Genomic DNA, 21,872 nt, shown 5'->3' with positions numbered 1-21,872 from the left:
GCGTCACCGGTGCCCTCCGGTGCGGCCCTTCGACAGGCTCAGGGTGACGCGAGGACCGGTTTGGTGCGCAGGATGAGGACGAGGGGGACGGCGAGCGCGCCGCACAGGGCTAGCAGGTAGAACGCGTCGGCGAACGAGAGCGCCGAGGCTTCGCGCGTTACCAGGCCCGCGAGCGCTTGCGGCGAGACGTGCTGCACGACATTCGCGATCGCCGCGCGCGAGAGCGTGATTCCCGCGGCAAGCGCGTCGTGGTGAAACGCACCGCGGCGATCGAGCAGCGTGACCAGAACCGCGGTCGCGATCGATCCGCCGAGCTGCTGCGCGAGCGCGAGCAGCGCGGCGGCTTTGGGCGTGTCGACGCCGCGCACCGCGCCGAGCACCGTCACCGCGAGCGGCGTGAAGAGCTGCGCGAACCCGATGCCGCCCACGAAGAGCGGCAGCACGTAGGTTGCGAATTCGCCTGACGACGCCGTCACCTCGGCCTGCCAGAGATTCGCCGCCGCTACCAGCGCGTAGCCCGCCCCCAGCAGCCAGCGCGCGTTCCACTTCATGCGGTTGAGAAACGCCAGGGTCAGCGGCGTGAAGAGCAGGATCCCGAGCGCACGCACCAGCACCGACTCGCCGCTGAGCGTCGCGGTGAAACCGAGGACGCCTTGCGTGAACTGCGGCGCAAGCACAATCCCGCCGAACAGCGTGAAGCCGGTGACGCCCGCCAGCAGCGTCCCCGCCGCGACGGTGCGGTTCTTGAGGATCCGCAGGTCGACGATCGGCTGCGCGGTGCGCAGCTCCCACCACACGAAGGCCGCGAGTCCGCCGCACGCCAGCACCGCGCACGTCACTAGCCGCGCGTCCGCGAACCAGTCGTTGCGTTCGCCCTCGTTGAGGGCGTACTGCAGGCAGCCCAGACCGATCGCCAGCAGCGCCAATCCCGGAACGTCGATGCGCGCGCGCCGCGGCGCCGCCGGATCCCGCAGGTAGAGCAGCAGCAGCACGACCGCGAGCACGCCGGGAACCACGTTGATGTAAAAGATCCAGTTCCAGGACCACGCATCGGTGAGAATGCCGCCGAGGGTCGGTCCGATCGACGGCCCGGTGATCGCGCCGGTCGCCACGAGGACTTGGCTGAGGCCGAGCTGCCGGGGCGGGAACGTGTCGCGCAGAATCGCCTGTCCCGTCGCCGCGAGCCCGCCGCCGCAGAGCCCCTGCAGGATGCGGAAGACGACCAGTTCCCCGAGGCCGGTCGAGAGCCCGCACAGCGCCGAGGTCAGCGTGAATCCCGCGATCGCGGCGAGGTAGTAGCGCTTGCGGCCGAAGCGGGTCTGCAGCCAGGGCGTCAGGGGGATGACGATCACCGCGGCGATGATGTAGCCGGTGATAATCCACGTGCCGTCGTCGAGCGACGCGCCGAGATTGCCCTGAATCGTCGGCAGCGCGACGTTGACGATGGTGGCATCGAGCACTTGCAGCACCGTGGCGAGCATCACCCCTGCGACCACGGCGGCGCGGCGCCACCCGTACTCGACGACGGAATCCATCGGCGCCATCGTCGCGCACGCGAGCGCGCGCGTCCAATACCGATACGCAACCAACCGATCGCGAACCGCGATAGACGGTGATATGGAACTGCGGCAATTGCGATACTTTGTCGGGGTCGCCGAGCACGAGAGCTTCACCCGCGCGTCGGAGGATCTCGCGATCGCACAGCCGGCGCTCAGCGCCCAGGTGGCGAAGCTCGAGGCCGAGATCGGCGTCGACCTCTTCGAACGGGCCGGCCGGCGCGTGCGCCTGACCGAAAGCGGGCGCCTCGTCCTCGAGCAGGCGCGCCGCGCACTTCGAGCCGCCGACGACGTCGAGCGCGTCGCCCGGCTCGGGGCGCGCGGGCTGGTCGGACGCTTGACGCTGGGCTACTCGCGCGTGTTTCCGGCGCGGATCCTCACCGCCGTCCTGCGCAGCTACCGCCGGCGGCGCCCCGACGTCGCGCTCGACCTGCGCGAGATGCCCTCCGTCGATCAGATCTCGGCGCTGCGCAACGGGGAGATCGACTGCGCGTTCCTGCGGCTCGTCCCGGACTGCGAGAGACGCGTCGATGAATTCGAGATTCTTCCCGTCCCGGACCAGCGCGTGACGGCGGCCGTCGACAGCCGTCACCGGCTCGCGAAACGGCGGTCGGTCGCGCTCGCCGAATTCGCCGGCGACGACTGGGTGATGTTCGGACGAAATATCGGCGAATCGATCAACGACGACATCGTGGAACGCTGCCGGCAGGCCGGCTTCACGCCGCGCATCGTGCAGGAAGCGACGGACGTACGGATCGTGCTGGGATTCGTCGCCGCCGGTCTCGGCGTCACGCTGGTCACCTCCGCCGCGCGCGATCTCGGGATCCGCGGGCTGCACTACCTCGCGGTCATGCCGAAGACCGTGCTGCGCTTCGCCGCCGTGACGCGCCGCGACGCGACCTCGGCGGCCCTCGCCGCCCTCGCCGCCGAGATCCGCAGCGCCGGCCTTTCATCGTGAAACATGATAGATATGTCCTTTATTAATATTGGACAACGATATTTTCCGATGCGATACTCAGGGTGTTCCCGTAAGGAGGAGAACATCACCGTGAACGCCTTGATCTCAACATTCGGACTCACCGTCGCGCTCGGATCCGCTACGGTCGCCGCATCCGCGCAGATGCCGGCGGCACCGCTCGCGCCGGCACACCAGCAGACGACGCTCGTCGTGAGTGCCAACGACACCAAAACTGCGTTGCAGTATCGCAACGTCGACCCGCTGCGCGGAATCTACGTGCAGAAGCCGGCGTTCGCACAGTGTGCGAATCAGCCCGTCGTCGGCCCCATGCCCGTCCCCGCGGCCGGCTCGCTCGAAGCGCAGCCCGGCTACAACTTCCTGATCGATTTCGATCTGGTAGGCGCCTGCCGCAAGGGGCTGTAACGGCAGCACCGCAGCCGCGACGAGAGGCGCCGCCGGGCCGCTCCGCAAAGCCCGCCCGCATGCAACGATTCGTCCTCGTCGCGGCAGCCCTGGCCGCGCTCGCCGTCCCCGCCGCCGCTCAGGGCGTCATCGCTCCCAAAGGAGCGCAGTTCGAAGCGCGGCTCGATCAGGAACTCAACACGAAGCGCTTGCACGAGGGCGATACCTTCACGCTCACCGAGCACGAGGGCTTCTTTCACAAAGCCCCCGACGCGCTCAAAGGCGCGAAGGTCGACGGCCACGTTGAGCAGGTTTCTCCCGCGCACATGGGACACGGGGCGACGCTCAACATCGTCTTCGACGATATCCAGCTCGCCGACGGCCGAAAAGTCCCGGCGCCGCTCGCGCTCACATCGCTAAAAGCGCTCGAGCCGAAGAAACATCTTCTGCGCGATACCGGCCTCATCGTCGGTGGTGCGATCGTCGGCCACAAGGTCGCCGCCGCGAAGCACGGCGGTCTGGCCGGCGCCGCCGGCGGCTTCGCGCTGGCGACGAGTCTCAAAAGCGACATCGACGTGAAGCGCGGCACGATCCTCCACCTCAAACTGACCGACGATCTGACTCCCGGAGCGTAGCGCGTGGCGGGGCTCCGCAACGTGACGGTGCTCCCCGACGCCGGCGCGCTCGCGACGGCGGCGGCCGATCACGCCGTCGCCGTCCTCCAGCGCACCCTCGCCGCGCGCGAGCGCGCGCACCTCGCGCTGGCGGGCGGCTCGACGCCGCGCGCGATGAACGCCCTGCTCGCGGCGCCGCCGCGCCGCGATGCGCTCGACTGGACGCGCGTGGTGTTCTGGTTCGGCGACGAGCGCTGCGTGCCGCCGTCCGACGCCGATTCCAACTACCGCATGAACCGCGAGACGCTGCTCGATCCGCTCGCCGTCGCGCCCGGCCGCGTTCATCGGATGCGCGGTGAAGACGACCCCACCGCCGCGGCCGCCGACTATCACGCGGTGCTGCAGCGGGAGCTCGGCGAGCGTCCGCGGCTCGACCTGATCCTGCTTGGGATGGGCCCCGACGGACACACCGCATCACTCTTCCCGGGCACCGTGAGCGGGATCGCGCGCAGCGCGCTCTGCATCGCGCACTTCGTCCCGCGGCTCGACCGCTGGCGGATCACCCTGACGCCGCACGCGATCAACGACGCGCACAGCGTCACGATCACCGCCGGCGGCGCGGAAAAGGCCGACGCGCTGGCGATGGTCCTCAACGGGCCGCCGCAGCCCGACGTGTACCCGTCGCAGATCGTGCGTCCGCGCAGCGGCGACCTGCACTGGTTCGTCGACGCCGCCGCAGCGGCGAAGCTCTGAAGCGCTAGAATCCGAAGCGGTACGGGTCGTCGCGGTCGAAGAGCAGCGTCGTCTCCGCGGTGACGTACGCGCGGCCGCGGGTCGTCGGGACGAGCGCGCCGTCGTGCATCGCCAGCGTCCCGGTGAACAGGCCGCCGGTGATGCTCTCCTGGCGCCACGTCGCGTGGAGCGGAAGGCGGCCGCGCGCATGCAGCGCGGCCATCTTCGCCGAGGTCCCCGTGCCGCACGGCGAACGATCGTACGCGGCGCCGGGACACAGCACGAAGCTGCGAGCGTCGGCGTCGGCGCGCAGCGGCGGTCCAAAGAGTTCGACGTGGTCGATCGCGGCGCCGTGCGCGCCGGTGATCGCGCTGCGTCCGAGAGCCTCGCGAATCCGCGTCGCCGCATCGAGCAGCGCGGCTGCATTGCGGACGTCCAGCGCGGGCGCGGGGAGCGAGGTCAGAAAGAACCAGTTCCCGCCGTAGGCGACGTCGCCGATGATGCGCCCGAGCCCGTCGACGTCGACCGCAACGTCGCGCGCGTGTAGAAAACTCGGGACGTTCTCGACGCTCGCGCTGCCGTCGTCGTGGAGCGTCGCAGCGACGGTGCCTGCCGGCGTGTCGATCCGCACCACGCCGGGCGCGATGCGGCCGAGATGCTGCAGCGTGCGCACGACGCCGATCGTCCCGTGACCGCACATCCCCAGATAGCCCACGTCGTTGCAGAACAGCACGCCCGCGACGGAGCCGTCGCGTTCGGGCGGCGTGAGAATCGCCGCGACGATCGCTCGTGACCGCGCGGTTCGCAGACGATCGCACGGCGCAGAGGATCGAAGCGCGCGCGCGTGTCGGCGAGGCGTTCGGCGATCGACGCTCCCGCGGCGGGCCAGCCGTCGATGACGGTGCGCGTCAGTTCGCCTTCCGTGTGAGAATCGACGACGCGCAGCCGATCGAGGAGCTCCATGGCAGCCTTCCAATACCGTCCGGGGTGGACACCTCCTGCGGCGTCGCGGCGCTGATCGGCAGCACGAAGGTCGTCGCGATCGACGCGGCCGGCGGCACGATCGCGGCGAAAGCGGAATACTTGCAGCCCGGCGGCAGCGTCAAAGACCGCGCCGCGCTCGCGGCGATCGTCAACGCGCGCCGGCGCGGGACGCTCCCTCCCGGCGGAACCGTCGTCGAGATGACGAGCGGGAACATGGGCGCGGGGCTCGCGCTGGTCTGCGGTGCGTTCGGACACCCGTTCGTCGCGGTGATGTCGCGCGGCAACAGTCCGGCACGCGCTGCGATGATGCGCGGCCTCGGTGCCGCGGTCGAACTCGTCGCGCAGGTCGACGGTTCGCCCGGGCGGGTCACCGGCGCCGATATCGACGCAGCGACGCGGCGCGCGCGCGCGATCGCGGACGAGCGTTGCGCGTTCTTCGTCGATCAGTTCGCCAACGCCGATTGCGTCCTCGCGCACGAGACGACGACCGGCCCCGAACTGCGCGCGGCGCTCCCGCGCATCGATGCGTTCGTCGCCTGCGTCGGCAGCGGCGCGACGCTGATCGGCACGCTGCGCGACCTCAAGCGTCGCGATCGGCGCGTCCGCGGTGTCGCCGTCGAGCCGCACGGCGCCGCCGTGCTCGCCGGCGAGGCGGTCACGAAGGCCGCGCACCTGCTGCAGGGGACCGGCTATGCGCGGATCCCGCCGCTGTGGGACGCTTCGCTCGTCGACGCGTACGCGAGCGTGACCGACGAGGACGCGAGCGCCGAGCGCGCGACGCTGGGACGGATGGGGTTCTACGTCGGGTTCTCGTCCGCGGCGAACGTGCTGGCCGCGCGCCGTTTGCTCGCGAGCGGGACGCTGCGCGACGGCGCGGTCGTCGCAACCGTCCTCTGCGACACCGGCCTCAAATACGATCCGCCGGCGTCAGGCTGACGCGGCGCCGGACTTCCAGCACGCGGCCGCGACCCGCGCGAAGTTGCCGCCCAGGATCCCGTCGATCGCGCTCCGCGAATACCCCGCCTCGCGCATGCAGGCGACGACGTCGTGCAGAATCTCGGGGCCGAGGATCGTGACCGACCGGCTGTACCCCCGCGACGGCGGCCAATAGTCGGGCCGCGACTCCGGTTCGAAGCCGCTCGCGCCGGGCGCGGCGGGGAACACGGAATCGAACGCGATCCCGACGTGCTCGGGTCCGATCAAGTGCACGACGTAGTCGAGATGACGGAACACGTCGCGCGCCGACGGATCGGCCGTGCCCAAGAACAAGCCGACGGCGTTGATGCCGACGACGCCGCCGGTCTGCGCGCACGCGCGCAGCAGAGCGTCGGGGACGTTGCGTTCGTGATCGGCGAGCGCGCGGGGATTCGAATGGGAGAGAATCGTCGGCTTGCGCGCGGCCGCAAAGATCTCGAGCGCGGTGCGGTACCCGGTATGCGAGCAGCACTTGATCATCCCGGCGTGTTCCATCCGCGCGACGAGCCGGCCGCCGAACGGCGTGAGCCCCTCGTCGACGTCGTCGTGACAACCGGCGCCCGCCAGGTTCGCCCGGTTGTAGACGAACGCCGTCCAGCGCACGCCCAGATCGTAGTAGAGGTCGACGAGATCGAGCCGGTCGCCGATCGAAAGCGCGCCTTCGACGTCGAACGCGACCGCGAGCCGCGCATCGCGCCGCAGGTCGCGGGCATCCTGCACCAAGCGGTAACGCTCCGGATGCTCGGCGATCTGCCGGCGATACGACGCGATCGTCGCGATCACGCGCTCGAGCGTTTCGGCGAGTCGCCGACGTTCACGGTCACCGCGTCGAAGCCCGCGGCGCGATAGCGCTCGAGGACGCTCGGCAGATCGTTCGCCGGCCCGCGCCCCGGGCAGCCGTGCATGTCCCACACGTACGGCGCCTCGTGCCGCATGGGCACCGTTCCCGCCGCCGCGCTCAGCGCTTGCGCACCTGCGGAGCGGAGATCGTTGCGGGCGGCGGCAGCGACGACGTCGTGCTGCTCGCCGCGCCCAGCGTCGGCATGCCCAACGCGCTCGCGTCGATCCCGTTCTGCGCGAAGATCCCGCCGCTCACGCGGTTCAGCTCGACGATCGCCTTGTCGAGATCGATCTGCGCCTGCAGTTCGCGGCCGCGCTGGTTCGCGACGTCGAGCTGCCGCTGCAGCACGAGGAACGTCGTCGACGTGCCGGCGCCGAAGCGCCGCTGCTCGCCGAGCAGGACGCGCTCGGCCGCCTCGCGCGCCGACCGCGCGGAGACGACGCGGTACTGCGCTTCGCGCAGACCTTGAATCGCGTTGACGGATTCCGACCGCACGCGCTGCAGCACTGCGGTCTCTTGAAGCGAGACTTGGCGCTGCTGTTCTTGCGCGATCCCGTAGTCGGCTTTCGCGGTGCGGTTGCCGATCGGGATCTGCAGCGTGAGCTGCGCGCTGTAGGTCGGGAAGCGGTTGTCGAGCAGGTTCTGGAACGATTGACCCAAGCGCCCCGTCTGGTACGACGGGGAGGGCGGGAAGCCGCCGGTGATCGGCGGGATCGGCGGCGCACCGGGGTTCGCCGCGTTCGAGCGCGCGATCAGGGTGTTGACCGCTTGGATCTGCGCGGCGAACAGGCCCACGATCGGGTTCGCCGACGCCGGCGCGAGGACGCCGGCAAAGCCGCTCGCGGTGTACCCGAGCCCGAGATCGAGCTGCGGCTTGAGCTGATCGCGCGCGAAGGCGGCGTTGGTGTTCGCGTTCTCACGCTGCGCGCGCAGCTGCGCCACTTCGGGGCGGTTGGCGATCGCTGACGCGATCAGCGCGTCGACGCTCGGCTCCTGCGGGATCTGCGCGACGGGCGTCGTCGGAACGAGGTTCGCGAACCACACCGGATCCGCCGGATTGGCGAGGATCTGCGACTTGAGCGTGGTCTGCAGGCGCTGCACGTTCTGCAAGGCCGAGAAGACATTGTCCTGAAAGACTTCGACCTGCGTGTTGGCTTCGACGATATCGGTCGGCGCAACGGCACCGCGCGCGGCGAGCCGACGGTTCGACGCCGCCTGCGCGGTCGCCTGGCGCAGCCCTTGTTCCTGGATCGCGACGTTGCGCCACGCCGCCACCAGATCGTAATACGCGTTCGAGACCGCAACGACGGTGTTCGACGCCTGCAGCAGCGCGGCGTTGGTCTGAATCGTCGCGTTGGTGCGGGCAAGCTGGAGCTGCTGTCGGGTCTGATCGATCGCGTGGCCGCGCAGCAGCGGCTGGGTGACGTTGAGCTGGAGTGCGGTCTGATAGAACGGATCGTACGAATTCGTCGCGGCGTTGGACGAGATGCGGTTCCCGTTGAGCGTCGCGGAGTAGCGGGCGCCCGTCGCCGTCTGACCCGTGAACCCGGCGGTCGCGCCGGTGGTGTCCTGCGTGATCGGTCCGCCGCCGGGGCCGGTCTGGAACGGGCTGACGGCGGGGCTCACGCTGTGTGCGTACGACGGCGCCAACTGAAAACGAACGTCGTACGCGCCCTGCGCCGCGACGATCTGGTAGTTCGCGATGCGGCGATTCGACTGCGCGACCGCCAGATCGGTGTTGCGCTGGAGCGCCATCGCGATCGCGTCCTGCAGCGTGAGGCCGACGAACGGCTGCTGCTGCACGCCGACGAGATCGCCGTTGGGCGCTGTCGCGATCGGCGCGCTGAAGCCCGGCGCGATGTCGGGGACCGCGGGAAGCACGGCAGGCACCGGCGGCGGAAGCGCGCCCCCCGCCGAACCGCCGCGTCCCGACGGCGGCGTGCCGCGGTTCGACGTTGCCGGCTGCGAGGCCGCGGGCTGCCCGGTCGCAGGCTGCGTCGGTACACCGGGTGAGGGCGGCGCGCCATTTGACGGCGCCGTGAGCGGAGTTTGCGGAGGCGATGCCGGCGCAGTCCCCGGCGCGGACGTTGCCTGCGACGCCGGCGTCGGCTGCGATGCGGGCGTCGCCTGCGATGCGGGCGTTGCTCGCGGCGGCGGTAGGGGCGTCTGGGCCTCCGCCGCGAGCGGCAGCGCGGACGCGGTGAAGAGGCTCGCGCTCAGCGCGAGCGAGAGCGAACGGACGGCGAACGGCACGGAGGTTACGATCCCTTGCGGGTGTCGACCGCCGCGACAACCGACATCCCGACGCGGAGCGGCTTGTCGGCGGGCGGGTTGTCGACGATGATGCGCACGGGGATCCGCTGCGTCACCTTCACGAAGTTGCCGGTTGCGTTCTGCGCCGGGACGAGGCTGAACGTGTTCTGCGATGCCGGCGCGATCGCCGAGACGTGGCCGTGGAACGTCGTGCCTTTATAGGCGTCGACCGTGACGTCGACGGGCTGACCGACCTTGATCTTCCCGAGCTGCGTCTCTTTGAAGTTCGCGGTGACGTACGTTCCCGAGTTCGGAACGATCACGATCAGCGACTGGCCCGGCGAGACGTACGTGCCGACCTCGACGTTCTTCGCGCCGACGATCCCGTCGATCGGCGCGCGGATCTGCGTGTACGCGAGCTTGTCCTGCGCGGTCTTCAGTTGCGCTTGCAGCGAGCCTGCCTGCGCGAACGCAGCGTCGGCTTGCGCCTGCGTCGCCGAGACGCGATACGGGTTGTCGCTCTCGGTCAGCCGGCCTTGCGCGGTCTGAAGCTGACCCTGCTGCGCGCCGATCCCGGCGGTGGCGGCGTTCGCCGCAGCGACCGCGGCGGTATAGCGCGCCTGACTCTGCACGACCGCGGTCTGGGCCGCGGTGACGTTGTCGAGCGCCGACTGATACTGCGACTGCGCCTGCGCCTGCGCCGCGCGCTGCGCGTCGAGCTGCTGGCTCGCCACGTCGCCCGTGCGCACGAGCGCGGCGTAGCGCGCGAGGTCGGCGTTGGCGCGCACGAGCCCCTGGCGCGCCGCGGGCACCTGCGACTGCGCCACCTTCAGTTGCGCCTGCGACTGCGCGATCGCGGCGCGCGCCGCATCGGCCTGCTGCTGCGCCGACGCGGCGTTCGCCTGGGCGTTGACGATGCTGCTGCGCGCCGACGTGATACCGCCCGAGCCTTGCTGCGACTGCGCGGCGACTTGCGCGCGCGTCAGCGAGACGTTCTCCTGCGCCGCACGCGCCTGCGAGCGCTGCGCGTCGAGCGCCGCCTGCGCCTGCTGCACCGCGTTGCGTTCGTCGGTGTCGTCCATCCGCGCGATGACCTGGCCTTTGCGCACGGGCTGGTTGGTGTCGACCAGGATGCGGTTCACGCGTTCGGCGATCTTGCTGGTCACGGTCACGGTGTCGGCGTCGACGCGCGCATCGTCGGTCGACTCGTGCGTCGTCGCGTAGGCCAGATAGCGGACGCCCCAGATGAGCGCGGCGACGAGCACGATCGCGCCGACGACGATCACGGCGATCGGCGGACGCCGGCGCGACGTCGCCTCGACCGCCGCGCCCCCGGCAGGGGCACTCGGCGGCGCCCCGCGGCCGTCCGCGACGGTGGGCCGCGGCTGCGGCGGGGCTTCGGTGCGGGTTTCCATGACTAGACGCAAGCTCCGTTCAGAAAGACATCGACGATCGCGTCGATCGCGGCGGGGTCGGCGATCGCACCGCTGCCCCAGATCTTGCGTCCGACGACGTAGGAAAAGAACGTGCCCAAAAAACAGCGGGCAAGCACCAGCGCATCGCCGCGCATCTGGCCGGCGGCGATCCGCGCGGTGAAGTAGGCGACGAGCTCGTCCACGATCTGCGACGGACCGCGCCATTCGGGCGCGTCGTCGGTTCCCGCCGCTTCTTCCGCCAGCGAGACGCACATCATCGCGCGCTTGGCGAGCATGTGCTCGACCGATTGCCGCGCGAGCACGCGCAGGTCGGCGCGGACGTCGGTCCCCGAGAGCGACGCGATCGTCGAACGGAGTTCGTCTATCCCGCACGAGGCTTCGCGCATCGCGTCGAGCAGGGCGCGTTTGGAGCCGAAGTGCCGGAACAGCGTCGCTTCGTTGACGCCGGCGCGTTCGGCGACTTCGCGCGTCGTCGTGCCGCGCGTCCCGCGCGCCTCGAAGAGCTCGCGCGCAGCGTTGATGATGCGCGCGCGCGTCTCTTCGACCCCGGTCTGAGTACGATGGCCTGCTGCGAGCACGTCAGTTCTTCCGAGTGAAGACGGAGTCGTCGAGCGCGACGTTCGTCTTGTAATCCGAATACGAGCCGTGCGCGACGGCCTTCGCATACGGGATCGCGATCTCGGCACTCTGCTCGGCGATCATCGAGAACCCGCCGATCTGGCGGAACGTCTGCGTCATCGTGATGTGGCCGCCGTTGTAGTAATCGTAGCGGATCGAGTCGACCGTCCACGCGATCGGATCGACGAGGACGGTCTCGTGATCGATCATCCCGCGTACGCGCTGCACCATCTTGAGCTGCAGGTCGGGGTGACCGTTGTACGCCGTCTCGCCTTCGTAGGTGATGACGAACCGCTTCTCCCAGGTCGACGGATCGCCGACGTCGGCGAAGAGTTTGTCGAAGCCCTTCGCCAGCCGGGGGACGCGGTCGAAGACAACCTCGTAGTTCGACGGCTTCTTATAATAGGTCGACGCGTCGAGTCCGGTGCGGTAGAACGGGAACGACGTCATCCGCAGATCGACGTGCAGCCGGCCCTGATACGACGAGAGGTTCGGGTTGCGTTCCTGGACGCGCGCGATGATCTGCGCGGGATCGGTCGGGCGATCGGGCTGCGCGAACGCCGGGATCGCGAAGAGCGCGAACACGACGGCGAACGACGCGGCGGTGAGCCGGCGCAGGAAGCCCGTCGACCGGCGCGGGCGCTCGTTGCGCTCGGCGTCGATCGGAAACGCGAAGACCCGGTCGAGGCCGGCGACGGCGAAGGCGTCGCGCACGAGCGGGCTGACCGGCACGACTTCCATCGCGCCGCCATGCTCGCGCAGCCGGCGGAGCCCGGCGACGAGCGCGACGATCGTCTCCGAGGCCAGCGGCTGGCCTTCGAGGACGACGCGCAGGCGCGGGAGCGCCCAGTCGACGGCGAGGACGTCGGCGACGGCCGCCTCGACCTTGGAACGGGCGTCCGCGTCGGCGGCGTGCAATCGGAGGGGATAGTGAAAAAGCTGCGTTTCTCTCATCGTCGTCATCTATGCGTGTGGGTACCCGCATGGACATCATAGCGAACGGAAAAGTTCCGTGCAAGTACCCACACGCATGACACGGTGCTGACGCCGGATCTCCTGGGACGCCTCGCCGACGACGCGGGGCTGGGGGCGGCCCAGCTGCACCTGCAGCGGCTCGACCGGCCGGCCGCGGGCTTCGCGCGCGACGACGGGCGCTGGATCTACCCGGCGTCGATGATCAAGCTGCCCCTCGCCGCCGTCGTCGGGGCGGCGATCGACGCCGGTCACCTGACCTGGGAGACGCCGGTGCGGATCGCGGCCGAGAACCTGACCGCGAACGACACCCCTTCCCCGCTCGAGCCGGGCTACGTGAGCACGGTCGAGGAACTCGTGACGCTGATGCTCCAGCGGTCGGACAATGTCGCGACCAACGAGCTCTTCGACGTGCTCGACCGCCATCGGGCGACCGCGACCGCGCACCGGCTCGGCTTCGGGCAGACCTTCTTCCGGCGCAAACTCTCGGGCGCGCTGCCGCTGATCGACGATCCGCACGCCGACGGACGCAACAGCTTCCCGGCCGCCGAAGCCCTCGCGTTCTTCGTTGCCCTCGACGCGCGGGCGCTGCCGCAGTCGGAGCTCCTGCGCGGGATCCTCGCGACGTCGTGGTGGGACGTGAAGCTCCACCGCGGCCTCGAACCCGGCGACACGTTCGCGCACAAAACCGGCGACACCGACGAGGTCGCGCACGACGGCGGGATCCTCACGCTCGCGACCGGGAGCCGCTGGGCGATCGCGGTCTATACGGAACTGCCGAGCAGCGACGAGAGCGACGAGCGCTTCGGCGCGTTCATGCGCGGCTTGCGGCCCATCCTGGCCGGCGCTTGAACCCCGAGGGAGCACCGGCCGGACCTCCGAACGGCGCCGTGAACCCCCTTTCGGATGGAGTGATCAGATGAATCGAACCACGCCGGCGGCGCTCGCCCTTTGTGCGATCGCCGCGCTCGTCGCGCCCGCGGGTGCGGCGACCAAGGGACCCGCGGCCGGCAAGACGGTGCACGTCGGCGTGATCGCCGACGTCACCGGTGCGGCCGGCGTCTACGGGACCCCGCAGAAGAACGCCTACGAGCTCGCCAACGAGGACATCAAGTCGGGGAAGATCGACGCGGGCGGCGCGACGCTGACCTTCGACGTGCAAGACGCTGCGAGCGACGGCGCGCAGGTCGTCAACCTGATGCAGAAGTTCATCACCGACGGATCGACAGCGATCGTGCTGGGGCCGACGCTCTCGGGCGAAGCCTTCAAGGCGTTTCCGCTGGCCGCCCGCGCGAACTTCCCGGCGATGGGGACCTCGACGACCGCCGAGGGCGTCACCGCGATCGGTCCGACGATCTATCGCGACGCGCTGGCGGAATCGCAGGTGATCCCGACGACGGTGAAGCGCACCAAGGACAAGTGGCACTACAAGACCGCCGCGATCATCTACGGTGACGACAACGCGTTCACGAAGACCGACGGCGACATCTTCGCCCGCGAGTTCAAGGCCGCCGGCGTCGACGTCGTGGACACCGAGACGTTCCATCAGAAGGACACCGATTTCCAGGCCGCGCTGACGCGCATCGAAGGCAAGAAGCCCGACGTCATCGCCATCGGCGCGCTGTTCCCCGAAGCGACGAAGATCATCGCGCAGGCCGGCAAGCTCGGAATCAAAACCCGCATGATCGGCGGCAACGGGCTGAACTCGCCGGAGATGTACAGCGTCGCGGGACCGGCCGCGCAGGGCGCGGTCGTCGGCGCGGCATGGTACTCGGGCGCGAAGTACGCATCGAACCTCGCGTTCGTGAAGAGCTACACCGCCAAGTACGGGAAAGGTCCCGATCAGTTCGCCGCCCAGGCCTATGCGGCGGCGCAGATCGTCGCGTACTTCGTCGCGCACGGCGCGACGACCAAAGACGACATGATCGGTGCGCTCAAGAACGTACGGGTGATCCAGACCGTCCTGGGTCCGATCGGATTCGATCCGAATCGCGACGTAAAGTCGTCTCCGGTGATCCTGTCGATTGTCAAAGACGGGTTCGCGTACTTCCGGTAGCGTTCGCCCGCCGTGTTCGCGCAGCAGGTACTCAACGGCGTCTTTCTGGGCGCGGTCTACGCGCTCTTCGCCGTCGGCTACACGCTGGTGTTCGGGGTGCTCGACATCCTCAACCTCGCGCACGCGGCGATCTTCACCGCGGCGGCGTTCTCCGCGTTCTCCCTCGCGACGATGGGCGTCCCGCTGCCGGCGGCCTTCCTGGCGGCAGCGATCGTCGCAGGGATCCTCGGCATCCTACTCGACAAAGTCGCGTTCGCGCCGCTGCGGCGGCGCAACGCGGGGACACTGGTGCCGTTGATCTCGTCGATCGGCGTCGCGATCATCATCGGCGCGACGCTGCGCGGCATCTACGGCGTCGACGAACGGCACTTCGCCACGAACGGACTCGACGCGGCGCCCGCGATCCACGTCGGCCCGGTGACGTTCACGACCGTCGAACTCGCGATCTTCGCCGCCGCGATCGCGCTGATGCTGGTGCTGTCGTGGATCCTGCGGGCGACGACGCTCGGCCGGCGGATCCGCGCCGTCGCCGAGGATCGCGTCGCGGCGGCGCTACTCGGCGTCAACCTCGAGCGCACGATCGCCGCGACGTTCTTCATCGCATCATCGCTGGGCGGCGCGGCGGGCGTGCTCACCGGGCTGCGCTACAACAGCGTGACGCTCGACATGGGCGGCCCGATCGAACTCAAAGGGCTCGCGATCATCATCCTGGGCGGGATGGGCTCGGTCACGGGCGCCGTCGTGGGCGCGTTCATCATCGGCGCGGTTGAGACGCTGGCGACGGCGCTGGGACTCTCGGAGTGGCGCGACGCGATCACCTTCGGGGTGATGTTCCTGATCCTCGTGCTGCGGCCGACCGGATTGTTCGGCAAGCGCGCGCTGCGTCAGGCCTGAGCGCGGCGCAGCCGTGAACCTGCTGGATTTTTACGCGAAGCACTCGCAGCTGATCGATCAGATCGGCATCAACGCGATCCTCGCGCTCTCGCTCTCCGTCTCGCTGCAGGCCGGTCAGCTCGCGCTCTCGCAGGTCGCCTTCATGGGGATCGCCGCCTACGTCTCGACGATCCTCGCGCTGCAGTACCACGTTCCGCTCGTCGCAACGATCCCGTTCGCGATGGCGGCGTCCAGCGCGGCCGCGGCACTGCTGGCGTTCCCGGTGCGCCGCCTGCGCGGTGTGTTTCTCGCCATCGCGACGATCGGCTTCGGCGAGATCGTCCGCGTCTTCGCCAACAACCTGAAGATCACGGGCGGCGCGGAGGGCATCTCCGGGATCCCGAACGACGCAACGACGCCGCTCATCTACGGCTCGCTGGCGATCGTCGTCGTCGTGCTGCTGCTGCTCTCGCGCACGAAGTTCGCGCTTGCGGTCACGCTGGTGCGCGAGGACGAGTACGCGGCGCGCGGCGTCGGGGTCGACGTCGGGAGCGCCCGGCTGCTCACGCTCGCCCTCGGCGGCGCGATCGCGGGCCTCGCGGGCGCGCTGCACGCGCACTCCGCCAACTTCATCACGCCGGCCGACTTCGGGTTCGCGACGATGGAACAGGTGCTCGTGTGGTGCGTGATCGGCGGCGTCGCGAGCCCCGTCGGCGCGGTGCTCGGCGCGACGCTGCTCTCGATCTTGCCCGAGGCGATCCGCTTCCTCGCCGACTACCGCGAGATCAGCAACGGTGTCATCCTGCTCGCGGTGATCCTCTTCTTCCCCGGCGGTCTCTCGTCGCTGTGGCAGCGCGGCGCCGTCCGCGTGCGCACCTGATGCTCGCGCTCGATCGCGTCGGCGTGCGCTACGGCGGCGTCAACGCGCTGCGCGACGTCTCGCTCGAACTGCAGCCCGGAAGCGTGCTGGGACTGATCGGTCCCAACGGGGCGGGGAAGACGACGCTCGTCAACGCGACGACCGGGCTTGCACCGCTGGCGTCGGGAACGGTGACGCTCGACGGCGCGCGCCTCGACGGACTTCCGCCGCATCGGATCGCGCGCGCCGGGATCGCGCGCACCTATCAGAACATCCGCCTCTTCGGCGCGCTCGACGTGCGCGGCAACCTCGCGGCCGGCGCGTTCTCGCGGCGCGAGCGCCTCGCGGACAACGAGATCGCAACGCTGCTGGAGCGCGCCGGGATCGCGCATGTCGCGCCGACGGCGCAGGCGCGCTCGCTCCCCTACGGCGATCAGCGGCGGCTGGAGATCGCGCGCGCGCTCGCAGCCCGGCCGAACGTCGTGATGCTCGACGAGCCGGCGGCGGGGATGAACCCGTCGGAGACCGGGCGCCTGGTCGACACGATTCGCGCGATCGCCGCGAGCGGCGTCGCGATGCTGCTGATCGAGCACGATATGACGCTGGTCCGCGCGGCGTGCGATCGCGTCGTCGTGCTGAACTTCGGTCAGGTGATCGCGCGCGGCACGCCGGCCGAGATCGCGCGCGATCCGGTGGTGGTCGAAGCGTATCTGGGGACCGGGGCGGAGTCGCCGGCATGAGCGCCGTCCTCGCGACGAGCGGCCTGCACGCAGGGTACGGCAACATCGAAGTGCTGCACGACGTCGCGGTCGCACTCGACGCGGGGACGCTGTGCGCGATCGTCGGCGCGAACGGTGCCGGCAAGACCACGCTCCTGATGACGCTCGCGGGGATCCACCGCACGCGCTCCGGGACGGTGACCTTCGACGGCCGCGACGTCACGCACGCGCCGTCGCACGCCCGCGTCCGGGCGGGGCTCGTGCTCGTCCCCGAAGGACGGCGAATGCTGCCGGCGATGAGCGTCGAGGAGAACCTCCTCGTCGCCGCCGCCGTCCGCGGCGCCGAGGGAAACGCGCTGATCCCCGACCTTTTCTCGCGCTTCCCGATCCTGCGCACGCGCCGCAACGTCGCGGCAGGCTCGCTCTCCGGCGGCGAACAGCAGATGCTCGCGATCGCGCGCGCGCTCGCGATCGGGCCCAAAGCACTACTGCTCGACGAACCCTCGATGGGGCTCGCGCCGAAACTCGTCGACGAGATCTTCACGATCGTCGCCGACGAACGTGCGCGCGGGACGTCGATCCTGCTCGTCGAGCAGAACGCGCGCCGGGCGCTCGCGCTCGCCGACCGCGCGTACGTGATGGAACGCGGACGCATCGTTCTCAGCGGCACCGGCGCGGAACTCGCGACGCATCACGAGGTCGTCGCCGCGTATCTCGGCGGCTGACGCGCGCACTTGCGAAACGCTGGCGACTGCGGTGGAAACCGGCGAATCGCCGTGGACAACGCAACTTTCTTGTGGAGAAGCGAGCGCCAGGCGGAAAACTCCCTTGCGCGCCGCACCGCGGCGCGCTAGGATGACGTCACGCTGGCAGCAACGCCGGCGGGCGAGCGGCGAGAAGCTCGCCGGTCCGAATCGAACGACGCGACGGCGAAAGCCGAAGCGGCACAAGCGACCGGGCCGTACGAAGTTCGACGTTCATGTGGCTGATGCAAATCGGCGACGTGATGCGCATAGCGATTCTCGTGCAGGAGGCCGTCGCGCGAAAGTGCGACGGCCTTTTCGCACGTCACGCTCCAGCCCGTAGAAGCGCGGCCCGAATCGCGCAACGCACTGTGAATTGTGCGGAGATGCTGGGGAACTTCGGGGATAACTGCATTTTCTTGTGGACGGCATGTGAGTTTGCGGCTTCTGCTCTTGCAGTGCGTCGATCGATTTCGTACGATGCTTGCACGTCATCGGTTACACGATGACGTGCGAGCGATGAGAGGCTCGCCGGCGAGTTAGCGCGTGACGTCCGCCGCAAGGTCGATGACACGTTGCCGGACCGTCGACCCGAAGTTCGACGCCGTAATGGCCGGTTCACGCCGGCGAGGACGTGCGCATCTCGACTCTCGTGCTGACCGAAACCGCGTCGGGCAACCGAAGCGGTTTCGTCGCGTTCGTGCGGAATTAACGCAGCGAACGTTCCGTGCGTCAGGTGCGGCGGCGCATCGACGAGCTCAGTGCGGTCGACCGTTCGGGCTGTGAAAAACTGGGAATCTGCGTGGATCGCCGTGCACAACGCAAGTTTCTTGTGGAGAAGCGGGCGCTGGTACTTGCAGCCGCGCGGCGATCTTCGTACGATGCACGCACGTCGACCGCAGCGATGCCGTCGACGCGCGAGCGGCGAGAAGCTCGCCGGCCCCACGGATCACGAAAGGCGCAAGCCCGCCGGAGCCGCTGCCGCCGACACCAAATCCCGCGCACATCGAAGCCGGAAGGTTCGCGCCTCCCGGCTTCGTCGCGTTCAGCAGTTTTGCAGCGTCAGTTGCCGTTCCAGGCGGTGAACGGCGCCGGCTTGCGATACGGCGGACCGACCTCGATCGTCACCTCGAGGTGCCCGGTCAATTCGATCGCGCGCGGACTGCCGCCGACACGGCGGCCGTCGACCCACGTCACGACGCGCTCGCCCGCGTTCGGCCGCGCGCCGGCGACGTTGGTCGCCGAGAGCGGCTGACCCCAGATGTCGAAGACGTTGCCGAGCGTGAAGGTGTGAAAGCTCGGCGACTCGACATGGATAATCCCGTCCGGCGTGTGGGTGTGGATCCAGTACAGACATTGCGCCGCGAGCGGCCGTCCGAGGTCTTCGGGGATCGGCACCGGCCGGCCATGGTCGAACACCGCGACGTGCTGGTGGATGTGGAGCACGGCGCCCTCCATCGAATCACAGCGAATGCCGTCGACGGGCTGGCCGGCCGGCGGTGCCGCCGCGGCGGGGTGCATCGGCACGGCGGCCAAGAGGAAGGCCGCGAGCGCGACCAGACGCGAACCTAAGTGTGGCATAAACCTCGCATAATCCGTTTCACCTAGGGTAACGCCCGTGAAAGGCCCCTCGTTCCGCCTGACGTTCACCGTCGGGTGCATCGTCTTGCTGGCGACCGTCGCCGTCTCCCTCGCGGATATCAGGTCGCGGGGCTCGCGCTCGAGGCTCCCGTCCGGCCGAACGGCGTGCTCGCGGCTCAGCCGTAGCGCGCGGCGACGGCGCGCACGAGCTCGGCCGCGGCGGCCCGCGCCTCCGGCGGGGCGACCACCTCGGCCTCGGCGCCCCAGCCCAGCGAGAAGCGAACGATCTCGAGCGGATCGACGACCCGGTAGGTGATCTCGACGGAGCCGTCTTCGCGACGGGCAGCCTGCTGATCGCGTGCGATGCGCCGGGCCGCGGCGGCCTTGGCGACCACCGGCGAAAACCGCACCGTCACTGCGCCGAGCGTGCCGGCGTCGCGCACGCCGCTGACGGAGTTCGCGCCGTACGCCTCGAGGTTGAAATCGGCGGGCCGCTCGAAGGTCTGCGGCGTTATCGCAACGTCGGAGACGTTGTCGACTGCGAAGACGCGCATATCTGTACGGTTGTGGTCGTAGCCGACGAGGTAGATGCGCCCCGACGAAACGATGAAGCCGTACGGATCGACGCGGCGCTGGGTGCGCGCGCCGTTCTTGTCGGTGTAGCCGAACCCGACGCGCCGCCGGTCGCGCTCGGCAGCCTGCAGCTGTTCGAAGACGCGCTCGACGTGGTCGTCCATCGCAACGTCGCCGAAGCGGATCGCCAGCGACGTCGTCTCGACCGAAACTTCGGTGCGCCGGTCGCTCGAGCGAAGCAGTTTCTGGGTCGTTTCCTCGATCGCGGTTGCAAACGTCCCGCCCAGCGACGACCCGAGGCGCTTGAGCGTGACCAGCCCCAGCAGCTCGCGCTGCGAGAGGTTGAGCCGGCGCAGGCTGTAGCCCTCGGCGAACCGGTACGTCCCGCTCGCGCGGTCGAAGAACCACGGAAAGCCTGCATCCGAGAGCACCGAGAGGTAGCGGCGCAGGGTACGCGTGCTGGGCGCCTTCTCCTCGCCGATCTGGTCCTTCAGCTCTTCGAAGCTGAAGCGCCCTTCGTCGATCGCGCTGAGAAGGCGGACGAGCAGGACGACCTTGGGCTCCGCGCGCTCTTCCGCCATCTCGCCGCTCTTCGGCATTTTCGGTACCGTGTCCGTGCAAATCGGATAGGGCGGGCAACCGAAATGCAGAAGATTTCGTTAAATCAGCATTATCTTCGGTAAGGAGCACCATGGACGAAACACGCCCGGAGCCTTCTGTCGATCGTAAAGAATTTCTGCGCCGGTCCGGCGCTCTCGGGATCGCCGGCGCGGCCGCCCTCGGCTTTCCGCTCCTCGAGACGCGCGCGGCCGGCGCGTCGCCGCTGCTCCCGCCGCGCGACGTGATCGCCGCGGGCGGCGGCGCGACGATTAAAATCGGTCACGTCGACGGCTTCTCGGGCGTGTATGCCGCCGCGTCGGCCTCGCAGCAGCTGGGCATCGAAGTCGCCGTCGCCGAGGCGATGAAAAAGAACAGCCGCATCAAGTACGAGATCATCAAAGGCGACGACAGCAACAAGCCCGACGTCGGCACGACGGAAGCAAAACGCCTCATCACGCAGGAGAAGGTCGACGTCCTCACCGGCTGCCTGAGCTCGGGCGTCGGTCTCGCGGTCTCGGCGACGGCGCAGCAGAACAATACGTTCTTCCTCGCGCTCGGCACGCACGACACCAACATCACCGGTTCGAAGGCGCATCGCGTCACGTTCCGGCAAACCTGCTCCAACGCGATGCTCGCCAACGCCGTCGCGCCCGAGCTCGTCAAGCACGGCAAGAAGTGGTACTTTCTCGTCGCCGACTACGCGTTCGGCAACGACGCGCACGAGCGTCTGAAAAAGATCCTCTTAGCGCAAGGCGGCGCGGAGGTGGGGGCTGACCTCCATCCGCTCGGCCAGACCGATTACTCGTCGTATCTCACCAAGGCGCGCAACACCGACGCCAACGTGCTGGTCTTCTGCAACTACGGACCGGATACGCAAAACTCCGTCAAGGCCGCCGTGCAGCTCGGTCTCAACAAGAAGATGACGTTCGGCGGAATTCTCTCCGGCAACGACGTCGCCGTCGGGCTCCCGGTCGACGAAATCGTCGGATCGATCTGGGGCTACGTCTGGGGACCGGAAGCCGGCGGCAGCGCAGCCCGCGTCTACGCGGCGCTCAAAGCGAGGTCGAAGGACGTCGACTGGCGCCAGTATCTGGGCTACATGGCCGGGCAGAACATCGTCAACCGGCTCAACGCTGCCGGCTCGACCGACACCGAGAAGCTCATCGCCGCGTTCGAGAACTACCACTACGATGCGGCCAAGGCGGGCAACGGATACTTCCGCAAGTGCGACCATCAGGCCGTGCAGGGGACGTACGCCGGGATGATCGTGCCCAAAGCGAAGCGCCGCAGCGAGAACGAGTACTTCACGATCGCCTCGCGCGTCGGCGGAGACTTCGCCGCGGAGACCTGCGCCAATCCCGATAGCGAAGCCGCCGCGAAGATCATCGGTTCCGAGAAGGTCGGGGCGCGCGAAGGCTATACGGTCGTCTCGCTCAAGTAAGCCGGTCGCTCGGCGTACGGCGTCCGCTGCGGCGGGCGCCGTTCTTTTTTTCCGGATATCGAGCGCATGCTGTCGAATTCGACGGC

21 protein-coding genes and 1 pseudogene are annotated in these 21,872 nt (G+C 69.2%); 12 read left to right on the top strand and 10 right to left on the bottom strand.

The window, feature by feature from the left end; translation table 11 throughout:
* Positions 1–38 precede the first annotated feature (38 nt).
* Positions 39–1,535, bottom strand: a complete 1,497-nt coding sequence (locus WPS_RS06925) for a DHA2 family efflux MFS transporter permease subunit (protein WP_317997103.1) — start codon at positions 1,533–1,535, stop codon at positions 39–41.
* Positions 1,536–1,617: 82 nt separating this feature from the next.
* On the opposite strand from WPS_RS06925, the gene WPS_RS06920 reads away from it, so the two are divergent.
* From WPS_RS06920 to pgl, 4 genes are all read left to right on the top strand, one after another.
* Positions 1,618–2,514: a LysR family transcriptional regulator gene (locus tag WPS_RS06920; RefSeq protein WP_317997102.1), complete on the top strand. Its 897-nt coding sequence runs from the start codon at positions 1,618–1,620 to the stop codon at positions 2,512–2,514.
* A gap of 90 nt (positions 2,515–2,604) precedes the next feature.
* Positions 2,605–2,937, top strand: a complete 333-nt coding sequence (locus WPS_RS06915; RefSeq protein WP_317997101.1) for a hypothetical protein — start codon at positions 2,605–2,607, stop codon at positions 2,935–2,937.
* A 59-nt stretch (positions 2,938–2,996) separates the two neighbouring features.
* Complete coding sequence (locus WPS_RS06910; RefSeq protein WP_317997100.1) at positions 2,997–3,551, top strand: hypothetical protein; 555 nt, start codon at positions 2,997–2,999, stop codon at positions 3,549–3,551.
* 3 nt (positions 3,552–3,554) lie between these two features.
* Entirely contained in the window at positions 3,555–4,283 is a 729-nt protein-coding gene (gene pgl / locus WPS_RS06905; RefSeq protein ID WP_317997099.1) for a 6-phosphogluconolactonase, read from the top strand.
* A gap of 4 nt (positions 4,284–4,287) precedes the next feature.
* Here the strand turns inward: pgl and WPS_RS06900 are convergent.
* Positions 4,288–5,225 (bottom strand): annotated as a pseudogene (locus WPS_RS06900) (proline racemase family protein).
* Positions 5,226–5,249: 24 nt separating this feature from the next.
* Between WPS_RS06900 and WPS_RS06895 the strand changes: the two are divergent.
* Positions 5,250–6,182 (top strand): PLP-dependent cysteine synthase family protein, encoded by a 933-nt coding sequence (locus WPS_RS06895; RefSeq protein ID WP_317997098.1) that lies wholly within the window; start codon positions 5,250–5,252, stop codon positions 6,180–6,182.
* Here WPS_RS06895 and WPS_RS06890 read toward each other — a convergent pair.
* From WPS_RS06890 to WPS_RS06865, 6 genes are read right to left on the bottom strand one after another with little or no spacing between them, the layout of a single operon-like run.
* Complete coding sequence (locus WPS_RS06890; protein ID WP_317997097.1) at positions 6,174–7,004, bottom strand: dipeptidase; 831 nt, start codon at positions 7,002–7,004, stop codon at positions 6,174–6,176. The genes WPS_RS06895 and WPS_RS06890 overlap by 9 nt on opposite strands.
* Entirely contained in the window at positions 7,001–7,162 is a 162-nt protein-coding gene (locus WPS_RS06885; protein ID WP_317997096.1) for a hypothetical protein, read from the bottom strand. Before WPS_RS06885 ends, WPS_RS06890 begins: the two co-directional genes overlap by 4 nt.
* A gap of 17 nt (positions 7,163–7,179) precedes the next feature.
* Positions 7,180–9,315 (bottom strand): TolC family protein, encoded by a 2,136-nt coding sequence (locus WPS_RS06880; protein WP_317997095.1) that lies wholly within the window; start codon positions 9,313–9,315, stop codon positions 7,180–7,182.
* Between the two features lie 5 nt (positions 9,316–9,320).
* Positions 9,321–10,730 (bottom strand): HlyD family secretion protein, encoded by a 1,410-nt coding sequence (locus WPS_RS06875; RefSeq protein WP_317997094.1) that lies wholly within the window; start codon positions 10,728–10,730, stop codon positions 9,321–9,323.
* Between the two features lie 2 nt (positions 10,731–10,732).
* Positions 10,733–11,329 (bottom strand): TetR/AcrR family transcriptional regulator, encoded by a 597-nt coding sequence (locus WPS_RS06870; RefSeq protein WP_317997093.1) that lies wholly within the window; start codon positions 11,327–11,329, stop codon positions 10,733–10,735.
* Position 11,330: 1 nt separating this feature from the next.
* A complete protein-coding gene (locus WPS_RS06865) occupies positions 11,331–12,332 on the bottom strand; it encodes an STAS domain-containing protein (protein WP_317997092.1) in 1,002 nt (333 codons plus the stop codon).
* Between the two features lie 75 nt (positions 12,333–12,407).
* On the opposite strand from WPS_RS06865, the gene WPS_RS06860 reads away from it, so the two are divergent.
* The 6 genes from WPS_RS06860 to WPS_RS06835 all read left to right on the top strand — a co-directional run bounded on the left by WPS_RS06860 (position 12,408) and on the right by WPS_RS06835 (position 17,573).
* Entirely contained in the window at positions 12,408–13,193 is a 786-nt protein-coding gene (locus WPS_RS06860; protein ID WP_317997091.1) for a serine hydrolase, read from the top strand.
* A gap of 67 nt (positions 13,194–13,260) precedes the next feature.
* Entirely contained in the window at positions 13,261–14,397 is a 1,137-nt protein-coding gene (locus WPS_RS06855; protein ID WP_317997090.1) for an ABC transporter substrate-binding protein, read from the top strand.
* Between the two features lie 12 nt (positions 14,398–14,409).
* A complete protein-coding gene (locus WPS_RS06850; protein ID WP_317997089.1) occupies positions 14,410–15,291 on the top strand; it encodes a branched-chain amino acid ABC transporter permease in 882 nt (293 codons plus the stop codon).
* Positions 15,292–15,304: 13 nt separating this feature from the next.
* Positions 15,305–16,150, top strand: a complete 846-nt coding sequence (locus WPS_RS06845) for a branched-chain amino acid ABC transporter permease (RefSeq protein ID WP_317997088.1) — start codon at positions 15,305–15,307, stop codon at positions 16,148–16,150.
* Positions 16,150–16,869 (top strand): ABC transporter ATP-binding protein, encoded by a 720-nt coding sequence (locus WPS_RS06840; RefSeq protein ID WP_317997087.1) that lies wholly within the window; start codon positions 16,150–16,152, stop codon positions 16,867–16,869. Before WPS_RS06845 ends, WPS_RS06840 begins: the two co-directional genes overlap by 1 nt.
* Positions 16,866–17,573, top strand: coding sequence for an ABC transporter ATP-binding protein (locus WPS_RS06835; protein ID WP_317997086.1), 708 nt, complete (start codon positions 16,866–16,868; stop codon positions 17,571–17,573). Before WPS_RS06840 ends, WPS_RS06835 begins: the two co-directional genes overlap by 4 nt.
* Before the next feature lie 1,080 nt (positions 17,574–18,653).
* Here the strand turns inward: WPS_RS06835 and WPS_RS06830 are convergent.
* Together WPS_RS06830 and WPS_RS06825 are read right to left on the bottom strand one after the other, a co-directional pair.
* Entirely contained in the window at positions 18,654–19,118 is a 465-nt protein-coding gene (locus tag WPS_RS06830; RefSeq protein WP_317997085.1) for a hypothetical protein, read from the bottom strand.
* A gap of 230 nt (positions 19,119–19,348) precedes the next feature.
* The gene (locus tag WPS_RS06825; RefSeq protein ID WP_317997084.1) at positions 19,349–20,344 is read right to left on the bottom strand and encodes a helix-turn-helix transcriptional regulator; all 996 of its coding nucleotides are present in this window, start codon (positions 20,342–20,344) and stop codon (positions 19,349–19,351) included.
* Positions 20,345–20,436: 92 nt separating this feature from the next.
* Here WPS_RS06825 and WPS_RS06820 point away from each other — a divergent pair, with 92 nt between their 5' ends.
* Positions 20,437–21,786, top strand: coding sequence for an ABC transporter substrate-binding protein (locus WPS_RS06820; protein WP_317997083.1), 1,350 nt, complete (start codon positions 20,437–20,439; stop codon positions 21,784–21,786).
* The last annotated feature ends 86 nt before the right edge of the window (positions 21,787–21,872 follow it).

It is taken from the genome of Vulcanimicrobium alpinum, from assembly GCF_027923555.1.
GTDB classification, from domain to species: domain Bacteria; phylum Vulcanimicrobiota; class Vulcanimicrobiia; order Vulcanimicrobiales; family Vulcanimicrobiaceae; genus Vulcanimicrobium; species Vulcanimicrobium alpinum.
Note: the sequence above shows the minus strand (reverse complement) of the source record. Positions and strands in the feature narration are given on the sequence as shown.

Excerpts from the sequence above, each read along its gene's own strand:
- WPS_RS06875 (WP_317997094.1), bottom strand. The coding sequence starts at position 10,730 with ATGGAAACCCGCACCGAAGCCCCGCCGCAGCCGCGGCCCACCGTCGCG.
- WPS_RS06855 (WP_317997090.1), top strand. The coding sequence starts at position 13,261 with ATGAATCGAACCACGCCGGCGGCGCTCGCCCTTTGTGCGATCGCCGCG.
- WPS_RS06825 (WP_317997084.1), bottom strand. The coding sequence starts at position 20,344 with ATGCCGAAGAGCGGCGAGATGGCGGAAGAGCGCGCGGAGCCCAAGGTC.
- WPS_RS06835 (WP_317997086.1), top strand. The coding sequence starts at position 16,866 with ATGAGCGCCGTCCTCGCGACGAGCGGCCTGCACGCAGGGTACGGCAAC.
- WPS_RS06840 (WP_317997087.1), top strand. The coding sequence starts at position 16,150 with ATGCTCGCGCTCGATCGCGTCGGCGTGCGCTACGGCGGCGTCAACGCG.
- WPS_RS06920 (WP_317997102.1), top strand. The coding sequence starts at position 1,618 with ATGGAACTGCGGCAATTGCGATACTTTGTCGGGGTCGCCGAGCACGAG.
- WPS_RS06925 (WP_317997103.1), bottom strand. The coding sequence starts at position 1,535 with ATGGATTCCGTCGTCGAGTACGGGTGGCGCCGCGCCGCCGTGGTCGCA.
- WPS_RS06865 (WP_317997092.1), bottom strand. The coding sequence starts at position 12,332 with ATGACGACGATGAGAGAAACGCAGCTTTTTCACTATCCCCTCCGATTG.
- WPS_RS06910 (WP_317997100.1), top strand. The coding sequence starts at position 2,997 with ATGCAACGATTCGTCCTCGTCGCGGCAGCCCTGGCCGCGCTCGCCGTC.
- WPS_RS06820 (WP_317997083.1), top strand. The coding sequence starts at position 20,437 with ATGGACGAAACACGCCCGGAGCCTTCTGTCGATCGTAAAGAATTTCTG.